The following is a 13,708-nucleotide window of genomic DNA, read 5'->3' on the forward strand; positions in this document are numbered from 1 at the left end:
AGTGGATTAGTTACTGAGCCTTCCGACAACTTCAAAGAGTTCCTCGGATAAGGTTCTGCTCACCGCCTGTAATTGCTGTGGGCTGCAATCAATGTAGCCAAGTTCAAATAACTCCAGCCAGGTGATATCGGCATCCTCAGTACCGAGGGTGCTGCCATCTTCAAACATTACGGTTATGTGGTTGCCGGTTGGCTCCAGTTCAAATTTACCTTTGTTGTTATAGAGGTAACGCACCAACGCGCTATCTATTAAAAAACTAATCGCCTGGCGGGGACCGAGGTGATACAGCTTTTCAAATAACATGTAACAGATAAACGCTTCGGGTAATTTCAATTGCTCCGCCACTGTTTTGCAAACGGCGTTGAAGTCAACCCCGCCCTTCTGATCATTGTTAAAGATAAAGGAATCTGTACCTGAGGAAATAGTGGTCATAACTAATCGAATGAATTAACTCTCGGATGCTCTTTAGAATACTTTAACAAATTAGAATAAATCCTCCAGCATTTAGTTAACGACTTGTTATTGTGTTATTTTAGTTGCTTCCGTGGCGGGCTTACACTTCTCCAGGAACATCTTTATCAGTTCGATAGAGGTCCGCTGCAGTGCCGACCTTCCCTTTGTTGCAGGCTGCGTACTGATATCTTCTATCAGGCGCTTTTCTTCATTTCCTATCTCGCAGGGCCCATTGTTTAAAAAGGTTCCCATAGTCTGGCTGGCCGCCTCTACATCCTTTCTTACGCCCGGGTACAACTCATATAACTGCTGCCATACCACAAAAGAGGGATCGATGTGAATGAACACATAGTTACCCGGCTCCAGCGTGATATCGTAATTAATATTCCGAAGGTAGAGCAGGGAGGTTTCGCCTTCCTTTAACATGCGTGAGTCGCCATTGAGCTGGAACTCCATGCTGTTGATAAGCATGTAATGGAATGCCGTAGCGGGCGTATCGGGATAAAACTCGAACTGTGACGTTTGCTCTACCGTAAGATCGAAGTGCCAGAAAATCATATTCAACAAGCTGACGCGCTGAATAAGTAGTTTCCCGAATGGCACCGGCGGCACGTAAACCTGCGCATTGGGTATAAGTTTTTCCTGGTATTGCTCCCTTTGTTTTGGGTCTTTAAGCTGGTAAAGGTGCTGTAGTTTATTACATTGACGGATCCTGAAATTCATGGGAAACCTTTATGGAAGGTGAGAATGGATGTTTGATTAGTTGCGCATAAGGGGTCGTAACAGAAATGAATGTACACTTTGCAATATTAGGGCAAGGGGCTGCATTATTGCAGCATTTATACCGCAGTGTTAATAATGCAGTTACAATTCCTTAATGGTTCCTTAACCTAAGTTGATGGGTATTACCAACACCAACAACTAATCTTGCACTCAAATTAGTGAACCTATATGCGCAAAATTTTACTGCTTGTGTTGATTGTGCTTTCGGGCCTTCAAACCTTTGCACAGAATGGCCTGCTAACCGGTATCGTTATCGATAAGGTGCAGAACCTCTCTCTTCCCGGAGCTACATTAAAACTGACACCGGGTAACCATTACACTGTATCTAACCAGTTTGGCAAATTCGAATTCCTGAAAGTTCCTGTCGGTGAATACACACTTACTGTTACCTATATTGGTTATCAGCCGGCCAGCCAGCCGGTTACCGTTAAAGAAAATGAAGCGGCCAATGTGAAACTGCTGCTCGAAAGCGGCGGGGTTGCGGGTAAAGAAGTAGTAGTACTGGGCGACCGCCTTCGTGGTCAGGCCAAGGCATTGAACCAGCAGAAAAACAAACCGAACATCAGTAACATCGTATCGGCCGACCAGATTGGCCGTTTCCCCGATGCAAATATTGGTGATGCGATTAAACGTATACCAGGTGTAACCATGCAGAACGACCAGGGCGAGGCGCGTAACATCATCATCCGCGGTTTGGCACCGGAACTGAACTCTGTTACCCTTAACGGTGACCGTATTCCTTCTGCTGAAGGCGATAACCGTCGTGTGCAGATGGACCTTATTCCATCAGACATGGTGCAAACCATAGAGGTAAATAAAACACTTACACCAGATATGGATGCCGATGCCATCGGCGGTTCTGTAAACCTGGTAACCCGTGCCGCTCCAAACGGTCCGCGTGTATCTGCCACACTTTCCGGTGGTTTTAACCCGATCCGCGAAAAAGCGCTGTACACCGGTTCGCTGGTGCTGGGTAACCGTTTCCTGAAAAACAAACTGGGTGCAGTATTAAGTGCCTCTTATAATAACAACGACTACGGTTCTGACGATGTGGAAGCTACCTGGGCGAAAGATGATTTCGGCAATGCTTATGTAGAAGAATCAGAAGTGCGTACCTATAATGTACAGCGTATTCGTCGCAGCGGCTCACTGGCGCTGGATTACCAGTTTAATAACCGTAACGTGATTTTCGCCAACGCCATGTATAACTGGCGCGACGATCGCGAAAACCGTTTCCGTCTGCGTTATAAAGATATTGAACCGGAATACGACGCGAACGACAACATCACTGGTTATACCGGCACTATTGCCCGCGAAACCAAAGGTGGTATTAATAACGATCGCAACAAAGGCCGCAGGCTGGAAGATCAGCGTGTGCAGAACTACTCCCTGCGTGGCGAACACCTGCTGGGTAGCAAAGTCAACCTCGACTGGGGTGCATCTTTCTCTACCGCCAGCGAAGACCGTCCCAACGAACGTTATATCGAATATGAACTGGAAGACCAAGCGTTAACTGCCGATCTTCGCAATCCTAAGTTCCCGGTTGTGAATGCACCTTCGGCAACCAACGACCAGTTTGAATTCAATTCCCTTTCCGAAAACCACGATTACACCCGCGAAAATGAATTAGGCCTGCGCCTCAATTTCCGTGTGCCCCTTAGCGTAGTTCCTGCTCAGAAAGGCCGCCTGCGCTTTGGTGCAAGACTTCGCCTGAAAGACAAAAAGAGGGACAATAAGTTCTTCGAGTACGAGCCCGTTACCGAATTTGGTAACCTCAATACGATGAATACCACTGCTTTCAGCGGTAAGTATGAGCCAGGCACCCAATACCAGCGTGGTTCTTTCATCTCTAAACAATTCCTTGGCAACCAGCAGCTGACTAACACCAGCCTGTTCGAGCAAAGCGATGTGCCGTCTGAATACCTCGCTATCAACTACAAAGCGAAAGAAACGATCGTTGCCGGTTACCTGCGTTTCGACCAGGACCTTACCAGCAAACTGTCTATGATCCTGGGTGTACGTTTCGAGAACACCAGCATCGATTACACCGGTAATGTGGTAGAAGATGAAGAAAACCTGTCCGGCGAACGTAATATCACCAACAGTTACCTGAACATACTGCCTAACCTGAGCTTCAAATACAATGTAAATAGCGACTTCGTACTGCGCGCAGCCGCCACAACTTCCATTGCCCGTCCGAACTACTATGACCTTGCGCCGTACGTTAGCACCATTGCCGACGATGAAGAAGCTGCAGCCGGTAACCCCGATCTGAAAGCCGCTTACGCCTGGAACTTTGACCTGATGGGAGAGTACTACTTTAAATCAGTGGGTATCCTGTCTGGCGGTGTTTTCTACAAAAGCATCAAAGACTTTATCTACGTATACCGCGACCAGGCTTACACTACCGAAAAGTATGCAGCCGCTTACCCGGGCCTGGCAAATCCTATTCCGGCAGGCGACAACTGGGTATATAAACAGTCACGCAACGGTGATAACGTAAACGTATATGGTTTTGAGGTAGCCCTGCAACGTCAGCTCGACTTCCTGCCAGGTGTATTGAAAGGTCTCGGTGTATATGCCAACTATACCTACACCAAATCAGAAGCCAGCGGTGTATACAATGCCGATGGCGATAAACGTACCGGTGTAACCTTGCCAGGTACCGCTCCGCATATGTTTAACCTGTCACTCAGCTTTGAGAACAAACGTTTCACCGCGAGGGTTTCAGGAAACTATACTGCATCGTACCTCGATGAACTGGGCGGCGACGACTTCAGCGACCGTTACTACGACAAGCAATTCTTCCTGGATGCCAACGCATCCTACAAAATTGCTAACCATTGGCGTATTTTCGCCGAGGCGAACAATCTTACAAACCAGTCGTTACGTTACTACCAGGGCGTATCGTCCCGCACCATGCAGGACGAGTACTATCGTCCCCGTTACAACTTCGGGGTGAAATTTGACTTATAATCACTGTTGAATGTTTAGAGCAAAATTAAAATACGCTGCATACCTGGCTTTTATGGCTTTGGCAGCCTGCGGCGAAAAGAAATTACCCGTTCATGCCGATGCTGTAAAGCCAGTACTGGTAACAGAACAAACAGGGTTTGATACTGATGATCCGGCTATCTGGATCAATGCCGCCGATACCGCCCACAGCCTGATCGTGGGTACCGATAAAGATACCGACGGCGGTTTGTACACCTTCGACCTTGCAGGTAAAGTGCAGAAGAAAGTAGCGTTAAAACGGCCGAACAACGTGGATATCACTTATGGTTTCATGTTTAATGGCAAACCGGTAGATATTGCGGTGGTGACGGAAAGAGAAACCAATACCATTCGTATATTTTCCCTGCCCGGCCTGGAACCGCTTGATAATGGAGGCATCTCCGTATTTGATGGCGAAACAGAACGTGGCCCGATGGGTATTGCGCTTTATAAACGTCCGTCCGACTCGGCAGTATTTGCTATCGTGGGCCGCAAATCCGGCCCTGCACAGGGTTACCTGTGGCAGTACAGGCTGGAAGATGGCAATAATGGCAGCATCAAAGCTACAGTAGTGCGTAAGTTCGGCGCCTACAGCGGTAAAAAGGAAATAGAAGCGATCGCGGTAGACCAGCAACTGGGATACGTTTATTATTCCGACGAAACCGTTGGTATTCGTAAATACAATGCCAATCCCGGTAACGACCAGGAGTTAAACTTCTTTGGTAAGACCGGTTTTGCGTCCGATCACGAAGGCATATCAATTTATCCGCTCAGCGATACAACAGGTTACATACTGGTATCCAATCAGCAGAACAATACATTTGTAGTGTTTAAGAGAGAGGGCGATAATGCACAGGTGGCGGAAGTGCCCGTATCTACCGACGAAAGCGATGGTTCCGAAGTAACCGCTGTACCGCTTAGTCCCAAATTTCCCAATGGTCTTTTTGTAGCCATGAGCAATGGGAAAGTGTTTCATTACTACGACTGGCGTGACATTCAACAGAGAATTACCGCACAGCAAAAATAACCGGGAAGGCAGAAGTGTAAAGCTTCTGCCTTTTTGTTTCCACCTACTGTAAATCTTCGGCGTATTTGAGTAAATTAACGGAGTTAGTCCGTTTTAATTAAAATCAACCAGAATCGTATGCCCGAAGCGCAGGTAAGCCTGAAGAAAGCTATTCGTCCTATTCATTTGTGGGCCATTGCAGTAGGCCTTGTAATATCCGGTGAGTACTTTGGCTGGAACTATGGCTGGGGAGTGGCCGGTACCGTAGGTTTCCTGATTGCCACCCTGATAGTTACCGTATTGTACATCACTTTCATTTTCAGTTTTACCGAGTTAACCACGGCAATTCCGCATGCGGGAGGGCCTTTCGCCTATTCCTATAAAGCCTTGGGGCCGATAGGCGGAGCCATTGCAGGATATGCTACCCTGGTAGAGTTTATGCTGGCCACGCCCGCTATTGCACTGGCATTGGGCAATTATATGCACTTTCTTTATCCTTCATTGCCTGTTATATGGACAGGCATTGGTTTTTACATAGCCCTAACGTTATTGAACTTTGCCGGTATTAAGGAGTCGGCAGTGTTTGCCCTTATTATTACGCTGCTGGCCGTGGGCGAATTACTGGTGTACATGGGCATTGTGGCGCCCGCCTTTAAAATGGAGAACTTCCTGCATAATTCCATGCCCTTTGGCTGGACAGGCGTGTTTGCTGCATTACCTTTTGCCATGTGGTTATACGTTTGTATCGAAGGTGTGGCCATGGTGGCGGAAGAAGTGAAAGATCCGGCCCGCAACATCCCCAAAGGTTATATCTCCGGCATTCTTACCTTGATGCTGCTGGCCATTGGTGTAATGGTGCTTACCGGTGGGATAACAGACTGGCAGCTGCTTGCGAATATCGATTATCCGTTGCCTGAATCGGTAGGTGTTGTATTGGGAAAGGATAGCAGCGCCACTAAATTCTTCGCCGGTATAGGGCTTTTCGGACTTATTGCATCGCTGAATGGAATTATACTTGGATATTCAAGACAATTATATGCACTGGCCCGCAGTGGTTACCTGCCGGTGGTGTTGGCCAAAGTAGGCCGCAGGCGGCAAACGCCCGGTCCGGCGTTGTTGCTGGGGGCGGTGATAGGCATTGCTGCCCTGTTCCTTGGCAAAACCGACCAGCTCGTCATTTTATCGGTACTGGGCGCGGTGGTGATGTACATTTTAAGTATGATCAGTTTATTCATATTAAGAAAACGGGAACCTGCGTTGCCCAGGCCTTTTAAAGTACCTTTTTATCCCTGGTTTCCCGCGATCGCATTGCTGTTGTCGGTGGTAGCGCTGGTGGCCATTGTATATTACAATCCCTGGCTGGCACTTATTTTCCTGGCTGGCCTGGTGGCGGTGTTGGCCGTATTTATTATATCGGGTAAACACCGCGAACAGCAGGCGGCGGATGAAGTACTTCATGTAGAAAGAGCATAGATATGGCTTATAAAACAACCATACGGAACCATACTTACCAGTTTAACGATCTGAAACAGTTGCTCGCAAAAGCTTCCCCTTTGCGTTCCGGTGATGTGTTGGCGGGCGTAACAGCGGCTTCGTATGAAGAACGCGTAGCCGCGCAGATTGCCCTGGCAGATGTACCGCTCAAAACGTTCCTGAGCGAAGCGGTGGTGCCGTACGAAGAGGATGAAATAACAAGATTGATAATTGATACGCACGATGCTGCAGCCTTTTCGCCCATATCTCATTTCACGGTAGGGGAGTTGCGTAACTGGTTATTGGGGGATGATGCGGATACCCTTACACTACAACAACTCGCACCAGCTTTCACCCCCGAAATGATTGCCGCCGTTTCTAAACTGATGCGCAACCAGGACCTGATAGCAGTAGCGAAGAAATGCGAGGTGGTAACCCGTTTCCGAAACACCCTTGGGCTGAAAGGCCGTATGGCGGTGCGTTTACAACCCAATCACACCACCGACGATCCTAAAGGTATTGCCGCCAGTATTATCGACGGTCTATTGTATGGCAGCGGCGATGCGGTGATAGGGATTAATCCCGCTACAGATAGTCCAGCGGCCAGTATCACGCTTATCAATATGATCAGTCAGATGATCGAACGGTTCGATATTCCGACACAATCATGTGTGCTGAGTCATGTAACCACGGCATTAAAGATCATCGATAAAGCCCCGGTAGATTTGGTATTTCAGTCGATAGGCGGTACAGAGAAAACAAACAGCAGCTTCGGGGTAAATCTATCTATATTAAAAGAAGCACACGAAGCCGTGCTGGCATTAGGCCGGGGCACAAAGGGCAATAATGTGATGTATTTTGAAACGGGGCAGGGTAGCTCGCTGTCTGCCAATGCCCATCACGGCGCAGACCAGCAAACCTGTGAAACCCGTGCCTACGCAGTAGCCCGACAGTTTAAACCATTATTGGTAAATACAGTGGTAGGTTTCATTGGCCCCGAATATTTATTTGATGGTAAGCAGATCATACGTGCAGCGCTTGAAGATCACTGCTGCGGCAAGCTGTTAGGTTTGCCAATGGGCGTAGATGTATGTTACACGAACCACGCCGAAGCCGACCAGGACGATATGGATAACCTGCTCACGCTTTTGGGTGTAGCCGGTTGTAATTACATCATGGGTGTGCCCGGTTCCGATGATATCATGCTCAGTTACCAGTCTACCTCCTTTCACGACGCGCTGTATGTTCGCAAAGTATTGAATTTGCGGCCTGCGCCCGAGTTTGAGGCCTGGTTGTTAAAGCAGGGTATCATCAGCGAAACAGGTGATCTTTTGCCCGTTCATCAAAGTCATAAACTATTGAAATCGTGGATATGAGTGAGTTGCAGCACTATATACCCGGCGTACAGGAAGATCCCTGGGAGGCGTTAAAAGCGTTTACCAGTGCGCGGATTGCTTTAGGGCGTACGGGGCAGGCAGTGCCGTTAAAGGAGGTGCTTAATTTCCGGCTCGCACACGCTCATGCCCGCGATGCAGTGTATTCTGCGATGGAAACAGATATGCTAACAAATGCACTGCGGAGCAATGGGCACACCGTGCATTTGCTGCACAGCATGGCGGCCGATCGTTACGAATACCTGCAACGCCCGGATAAAGGCCGCCGCCTCGATAAACATGCTGAGGAAACATTGAAGGAGGCAAATAAGGATAAAGACATTTGTTTTGTGATCACTGATGGACTTTCAGCTACAGCCATTAACGAGCAGGTACTTCCTTTACTGGGTGAATTGTTGCCTTTAATAAAAGCCGCAGGCTTTGGTTTGGGTGATTTTAACCTTGTGCAACAGGGAAGAGTGGCAGTGGGAGATGAGGTCGGGGCCTTGCAACGTGCCAGGGCGGTGATCGTACTAATCGGTGAACGGCCGGGACTTAGTGCTGCCGATAGTCTTGGCGCCTATCTTACCTATTCTCCGCAACCCGGGCTTACTGACGATGCGAGGAATTGCATCTCCAATATCAGGCCCGGGGGATTAACACCGCAAATGGCGGCCGGCACTATTATGTACCTGCTGAAAGAAGCGTTCAGGCTGCAATTGTCCGGTGTAAACCTGAAAGATGAATACCAGTCCGGTTTGTCCGGCGGCTAACGCCTTCCCATCAATATATAGAACATGTAATCCGTCATAGGTGCATCGTGTAAACCCACCTGGTGGCCCATGGAAGTAAGTTGTCCGCGGTGGTACATGCTATGATGCATGGTATGCATCAGCATTTCCGCCCTCGGCCTGGCCGGCGTCATACCATGCGATTCCGTGAAGTTACAAGGCTCCGCAAGCGTTTCCTCGTCCAGCGATTCCACATACTCACTCAATACCTCCGCCTGCTCCAATACCCCGTCATACAACTCTTCGAGCGTACCGTCAAAGGTCTGCTGGATATTTACACATTCTCTGCCGGCCACCATCCACGAAAACCAATGTGCTTCCGTTGCCCATATGTGTAGCAGTGTATTACGCAGGCTGTAAAAGCTGGACTCCGTTTTGGCTTCTATAATGTGTGCCGGCTTACTTTTAAGCCACTTAATGAGGCGCTGGGTAGCCCATTGATTAAAGGCTGCATAGTCGCGGAGCAGTGCTGCTGCATTAAGCGTCGTGTCGGATTTTATGAGCTGTAACATAACGTACTGATTTATGATACAAAGAAAATATGGGGTTGTGACAGCAGTATGTCAGTAGGAAAAAAGTTTTTTGTTGAAATGTTATTTTGCTAAAATATTTAGTAATTTAGTGTAGATATGTCGGACAGAATACGTGAGAAACTGCAAATACTGGCGGACGCCGCCAAATACGATGTTTCCTGCTCGTCGAGCGGCAGTAAACGGAAAAACGAGAATAAGGGACTGGGAGATGCCTGGGGAAGTGGTATTTGCCATACTTATACCGAAGACGGGCGTTGCGTATCGTTGTTAAAAATACTGTTAACCAATTTCTGTATTTACGATTGTGCTTATTGTGTAACGCGCAAGAGTAGTGATATCAAACGGGTAGCCTTTACCGTTCAGGAAGTAGTTGACCTCACCATAAATTTTTACCGCCGTAACTACATCGAGGGCTTGTTCCTCAGTTCGGGAATATTTAAGAACGCTGACTATACGATGGAGCGCTTGGTGCAGGTCGCGAAGAAGCTGCGCACAGAACATAAGTTTAACGGTTATATCCATCTTAAATCCATCCCTGGTGCCAGCGACGAACTGATGCACGAGGCGGGATTGTATGCGGACAGGCTGAGTGTGAATATTGAGATACCCACCGAAACTGGCCTGAAGCTGTTAGCGCCTGATAAGGATCGCCGGGATATGATCAGACCGATGAATTACCTGAAAGGGGCCATCGAACAGCGCGAGGAAGAGCAGAAGGAGAAAACTGCCAGGCCCGGGCGACTGTTTGCCCCGGCCGGGCAGAGTACGCAAATGATCATCGGCGCTACAGGCGAATCCGACAAAGAGATTATGTACACAGCGCACCAGTTTTACAAAGGCTATAAACTGAAACGCGTGTATTACTCAGGTTATGTACCTGTGAGTGAGGATGCTCGTTTACCGGCCCTGCAAAGTAAAGTGCCCATAATGCGGGAGAATCGCCTTTACCAGACCGACTGGCTGATGCGCTTCTATGGCTTCGATATCAGGGAGCTGCTGAACGATGCCAACCCGCAGCTCGAAATGGATATCGATCCCAAACTCAGCTGGGCATTGAGAAATATGCACGTGTTCCCGGTAGATGTGAATAGCCATGATCTGCATATGATTCTTCGGGTACCGGGAATAGGCGTACAATCTGCACACAAGATCGTAACTGCCCGCAGGTTCAACCGGTTAAGCCTGGAGCATTTAAAGAGGATCGGGGTGGCAGTGAACCGGGCCAGGTATTTCATAAGCTGCGATGGCGGTAATTACCATCGTGATCATCCGCAGGAGAGGATAAGGCAGTTTATTTTGAACGAGTCGAAGAGCAAGTACGAGCGGGGTGCAGTGCAGCAGGGGAGTTTGTTTTGATGGCGTTGCTCCGTTGGGTACTTCGGATGGATGATTGGGACATCCTGGCTTTGTCTGTGCATTTCAGCTATACTAATATATGATTATGGGTGAGAAGGAACAGGTGGCTTAGGCTGTTTGTCATGTTTCTGGTTTGAAAGGTTGCTTTTAAAGACAAGAATTAAAGAGCCGAAATCATGGGTTAGAAAGTCGTTGGTCGCCTGAATGTTTTGCGGCTTTCCCCGACCTGAAATATATTATCATGAAGAAAGGAATTAAAGATCCTTAATTATGGGATGCCGGGAGTTGGTAGTACGGGGCTGTTCACTAAGGTCCTGATTCCAAATTAGTAAATGACCAAAGCCCTGACAAGGCTTGATTAATATGTCAAAGACGTGCATGGATGTAAATGTGATATATGACGGGACCTGGGCCGGCCTGCTGACCACCGTTTTCGAAACCTACGAACACCGCTGGGATGTAAAAGCAATTCGTTCTTATGATAAGCCCGGTCAGCAGGACGTGTTTACGCAGGAAACTGAAGTGATTACCGATCCGGTAAAAGCCGCCAGGGTATGGAAAGGCCTGCAGTGCAAAGTGCCTGCTGCTGCCAGCCGACATCTTTATTGCTGTTATCTCTCTGAACAGGGAGGGGTTGAAAGGGTGATTTTATCTTGCATACAATTTTACTTTTCAGGCGTTAAAGATCCGCATCTCGCTTATGCCAATAACGATGTACTACGCATTACGCAGCTGGCGAAATCGGTAGATCGTGAACGACACAGGATGAAAGCCTTTATACGTTTCCAGCGTGTGGACGATGACGTGTACTACGCCGGTGTAGAGCCAGACTTTAACGTATTGCCACTAATAATCGATCACTTTCGTGATAGGTATGCCGATCAGCGTTGGCTGATATATGATCTTAAGAGAAAGTACGGGATTTATTACGATTTAAACACCGTAGAAGAAGTGTCGGTGGCATTTTCGGAAGGTCTTAATAAGGGCAGTGCAGTACATGCTGTATTCCATGAAAGCGAACAGCTGTACCAGGATCTTTGGAAGGATTACTTCCGGTATATAAATATTAGTGAGCGAAAAAATATGAAGCTACATCTTCAGCATGTGCCGAGGCGTTATTGGGGACGGTTGACGGAGAAGGGGTGAGGGCGTTTAGAGAATATCGTGAGTAAATTATACCAGACGAATGAGAGCGTTGTAATTTCTACTCCTGTCTGTTGCATAGGTTTACAGGTAGGTGGTAAAGATACTTTACACCCCTCCCTCCTTGTCTCGCCGGTATCCATTTAGGCATTTTCAGTAGTAGCCGGTAACTCATTTTATCATATGCCAATGTCGTGTCCAGCTTTTTATTATCAAGTTTGGCGCTTGCCATTAAAACATCGCCCTGCTCGTTTATTACGAACGATAGATTGATTCTTTTAATAGGTAAATCTTTTATGCTGTCTGGTATGTACAGATGTTCGCGCAGATATTTCATTAGTCCGGGATCTCCACCGGGAAAGCGGGGAATGTATTCTGAAAATACTTGTTCTTTCAATGTGTCCTTTTGCGCAAATGCATGAGGATGGATAAAAAGAAAAAGCGTCGCCAGGGATAACAGATATTTCATGTCTGGTAGATTTTGAGGGATTTGATTTCCATATTCGGATTAAAAATAACGCACCTATTTCAAAAAATGGGCTAAATTTCGCAGCATTAGCACCCGCAGTCACCTGCGGAATATTGGAGATGTAAATTTAGGAGAGGATATGACAACACAAATACCAGTGCTCCGGAGCGTAAATGTAGTGCGTTATGTAACGCCCTTGCGCGAAGGAGGTTCGCTTCCTGCTATCGTGGAAGCAGACGACGGTTTTTTATATGTATTAAAGTTCAGGGGTGCCGGGCAGGGTGTGAAGTCCCTGATTGCCGACCTTATTGGCGGAGAACTGGCCCGCGTACTGGGCTTTAAAGTGCCCGAAATCGTATTTGCTAACCTCGATAGCTCATTCGGCCGTACCGAGCCGGATGAAGAGATCCAGGACCTGTTAAGGGCCAGTGAAGGTTTGAATCTCGCGCTGCATTACCTTTCGGGGGCCATTACCTTCGAACCGGCAGTAACTAAGCTGGGCGAGCAACTATCGTCCCGGATAGTATGGCTCGACTGCCTGCTCACCAACGTTGACCGTACCGCCCGCAACACGAATATGCTCAGCTGGAACCGCGAACTCTGGCTGATAGATCATGGGGCATCGCTGTACTTCCATCATTCCTGGGATAACTGGGAAGAGCAGTCGCGCCGCCCGTTCGTGCAGGTGAAAGATCATGTATTACTACCCTGGGCAGCACATATCGAAGAAGCCGATAAGGAATTTAAAGCGATACTCAATCCCGAATTAATACGCAGTATCGTCGCACTGGTGCCGGATGAGTGGCTTACCGGCAACGGTATAGAGGCCCCGCCGGAAGAACGCCGCGAAGTGTACGCCAATTTCCTTATCACACGAATCAATTCTTCCGAAATCTTTGTAAAAGAAGCGCAAAATGCAAGAAAAACACTTATTTGAGTACGCCGTTATCCGCGTTGTACCAAGGGTGGAACGTGAAGAATTTATCAACGTCGGCATCATCGTTTACTGTAAAAAACAAAAATACCTGAAGGCCAGGTTCTCACTCATCGATGCCAAACTACAGGTGTTCTGCTCACAAACCGATTGTGCAGAACTGCGTGAGTACCTGGCAGTAATAGAAAACATTTGCCTCGGTAATGCTACCACCGGTGGCCCCATCGCAAAGCTGGACATGTCTACCCGCTTCCGCTGGATCACCGCTACACGAAGCACCGTGGTACAATCGTCCAAAGTACATCCGGGTCTTACCGACGACCTGGATCATACACTCGACAGATTGCACGAACAGCTAGTGTTATAAGGCTTAACAATTTTGTAATTAATCATTTTTGCC

13 protein-coding genes are annotated in these 13,708 nt (G+C 47.9%); 9 read left to right on the forward strand and 4 right to left on the reverse strand.

Annotation, left to right across the window (positions count from 1 at the left end; genetic code table 11):
* Nucleotides 1–6 precede the first annotated feature (6 nt).
* Nucleotides 7–432, reverse strand: a complete 426-nt coding sequence (locus QZT80_RS26255) for a hypothetical protein (protein WP_295129292.1) — start codon at nucleotides 430–432, stop codon at nucleotides 7–9.
* A gap of 87 nt (nucleotides 433–519) precedes the next feature.
* Nucleotides 520–1,176, reverse strand: coding sequence for a hypothetical protein (locus QZT80_RS26260; RefSeq protein ID WP_295129294.1), 657 nt, complete (start codon nucleotides 1,174–1,176; stop codon nucleotides 520–522).
* 228 nt (nucleotides 1,177–1,404) lie between these two features.
* Here QZT80_RS26260 and QZT80_RS26265 point away from each other — a divergent pair, with 228 nt between their 5' ends.
* The 5 genes from QZT80_RS26265 to eutC all read left to right on the forward strand — a co-directional run bounded on the left by QZT80_RS26265 (nucleotide 1,405) and on the right by eutC (nucleotide 8,855).
* Nucleotides 1,405–4,212 carry a TonB-dependent receptor gene (locus QZT80_RS26265; RefSeq protein WP_295129296.1) on the forward strand — a complete coding sequence of 936 codons (2,808 nt, stop codon included), beginning with the start codon at nucleotides 1,405–1,407 and terminating at the stop codon, nucleotides 4,210–4,212.
* A gap of 10 nt (nucleotides 4,213–4,222) precedes the next feature.
* On the forward strand, nucleotides 4,223–5,257 hold the full coding sequence (locus tag QZT80_RS26270; RefSeq protein WP_295129298.1) for a phytase: 1,035 nt from the start codon (nucleotides 4,223–4,225) through the stop codon (nucleotides 5,255–5,257).
* 117 nt (nucleotides 5,258–5,374) lie between these two features.
* Nucleotides 5,375–6,709, forward strand: a complete 1,335-nt coding sequence (gene eat, locus QZT80_RS26275) for an ethanolamine permease (RefSeq protein ID WP_295129301.1) — start codon at nucleotides 5,375–5,377, stop codon at nucleotides 6,707–6,709.
* A gap of 2 nt (nucleotides 6,710–6,711) precedes the next feature.
* Nucleotides 6,712–8,085 carry an ethanolamine ammonia-lyase subunit EutB gene (locus QZT80_RS26280; protein ID WP_295129303.1) on the forward strand — a complete coding sequence of 458 codons (1,374 nt, stop codon included), beginning with the start codon at nucleotides 6,712–6,714 and terminating at the stop codon, nucleotides 8,083–8,085.
* Nucleotides 8,082–8,855 carry an ethanolamine ammonia-lyase subunit EutC gene (eutC, locus tag QZT80_RS26285; RefSeq protein ID WP_295129305.1) on the forward strand — a complete coding sequence of 258 codons (774 nt, stop codon included), beginning with the start codon at nucleotides 8,082–8,084 and terminating at the stop codon, nucleotides 8,853–8,855. The genes QZT80_RS26280 and eutC overlap by 4 nt, the downstream gene beginning before the upstream one ends.
* Here the strand turns inward: eutC and QZT80_RS26290 are convergent.
* Entirely contained in the window at nucleotides 8,852–9,385 is a 534-nt protein-coding gene (locus QZT80_RS26290; protein WP_295129307.1) for a DinB family protein, read from the reverse strand. The two genes, eutC and QZT80_RS26290, sit on opposite strands and share 4 nt — an antisense overlap.
* A gap of 117 nt (nucleotides 9,386–9,502) precedes the next feature.
* Between QZT80_RS26290 and QZT80_RS26295 the strand changes: the two genes are divergently transcribed.
* Nucleotides 9,503–10,762, forward strand: a complete 1,260-nt coding sequence (locus QZT80_RS26295) for a putative DNA modification/repair radical SAM protein (RefSeq protein ID WP_295129309.1) — start codon at nucleotides 9,503–9,505, stop codon at nucleotides 10,760–10,762.
* A gap of 363 nt (nucleotides 10,763–11,125) precedes the next feature.
* A complete protein-coding gene (locus QZT80_RS26300) occupies nucleotides 11,126–11,908 on the forward strand; it encodes a TIGR03915 family putative DNA repair protein (RefSeq protein WP_295129311.1) in 783 nt (260 codons plus the stop codon).
* 58 nt (nucleotides 11,909–11,966) lie between these two features.
* Here the strand turns inward: QZT80_RS26300 and QZT80_RS26305 are convergent, their stop codons facing one another.
* Nucleotides 11,967–12,374: a hypothetical protein gene (locus tag QZT80_RS26305; RefSeq protein WP_295129313.1), complete on the reverse strand. Its 408-nt coding sequence runs from the start codon at nucleotides 12,372–12,374 to the stop codon at nucleotides 11,967–11,969.
* Nucleotides 12,375–12,513: 139 nt separating this feature from the next.
* On the opposite strand from QZT80_RS26305, the gene QZT80_RS26310 reads away from it, so the two are divergent.
* Complete coding sequence (locus tag QZT80_RS26310; protein WP_295129315.1) at nucleotides 12,514–13,311, forward strand: HipA family kinase; 798 nt, start codon at nucleotides 12,514–12,516, stop codon at nucleotides 13,309–13,311.
* A complete protein-coding gene (locus QZT80_RS26315) occupies nucleotides 13,289–13,675 on the forward strand; it encodes a DUF3037 domain-containing protein (protein ID WP_295129317.1) in 387 nt (128 codons plus the stop codon). Before QZT80_RS26310 ends, QZT80_RS26315 begins: the two co-directional genes overlap by 23 nt.
* Nucleotides 13,676–13,708: the final 33 nt, after the last annotated feature.

This window comes from uncultured Chitinophaga sp., from assembly GCF_902168175.1.
In the GTDB taxonomy this organism is placed as follows: Bacteria; Bacteroidota; Bacteroidia; order Chitinophagales; family Chitinophagaceae; genus Chitinophaga.

Bases quoted from the DNA above. Each gene is read 5' to 3' on its own strand.
- QZT80_RS26255 (WP_295129292.1), bottom strand. From the start codon at position 432: ATGACCACTATTTCCTCAGGTACAGATTCCTTTATCTTTAACAATGAT.
- QZT80_RS26260 (WP_295129294.1), bottom strand. From the start codon at position 1,176: ATGAATTTCAGGATCCGTCAATGTAATAAACTACAGCACCTTTACCAG.
- QZT80_RS26265 (WP_295129296.1), top strand. From the start codon at position 1,405: ATGCGCAAAATTTTACTGCTTGTGTTGATTGTGCTTTCGGGCCTTCAA.
- QZT80_RS26270 (WP_295129298.1), top strand. From the start codon at position 4,223: ATGTTTAGAGCAAAATTAAAATACGCTGCATACCTGGCTTTTATGGCT.
- eat (WP_295129301.1), top strand. From the start codon at position 5,375: ATGCCCGAAGCGCAGGTAAGCCTGAAGAAAGCTATTCGTCCTATTCAT.
- QZT80_RS26280 (WP_295129303.1), top strand. From the start codon at position 6,712: ATGGCTTATAAAACAACCATACGGAACCATACTTACCAGTTTAACGAT.
- eutC (WP_295129305.1), top strand. From the start codon at position 8,082: ATGAGTGAGTTGCAGCACTATATACCCGGCGTACAGGAAGATCCCTGG.
- QZT80_RS26290 (WP_295129307.1), bottom strand. From the start codon at position 9,385: ATGTTACAGCTCATAAAATCCGACACGACGCTTAATGCAGCAGCACTG.
- QZT80_RS26295 (WP_295129309.1), top strand. From the start codon at position 9,503: ATGTCGGACAGAATACGTGAGAAACTGCAAATACTGGCGGACGCCGCC.
- QZT80_RS26300 (WP_295129311.1), top strand. From the start codon at position 11,126: ATGTCAAAGACGTGCATGGATGTAAATGTGATATATGACGGGACCTGG.
- QZT80_RS26305 (WP_295129313.1), bottom strand. From the start codon at position 12,374: ATGAAATATCTGTTATCCCTGGCGACGCTTTTTCTTTTTATCCATCCT.
- QZT80_RS26310 (WP_295129315.1), top strand. From the start codon at position 12,514: ATGACAACACAAATACCAGTGCTCCGGAGCGTAAATGTAGTGCGTTAT.
- QZT80_RS26315 (WP_295129317.1), top strand. From the start codon at position 13,289: ATGCAAGAAAAACACTTATTTGAGTACGCCGTTATCCGCGTTGTACCA.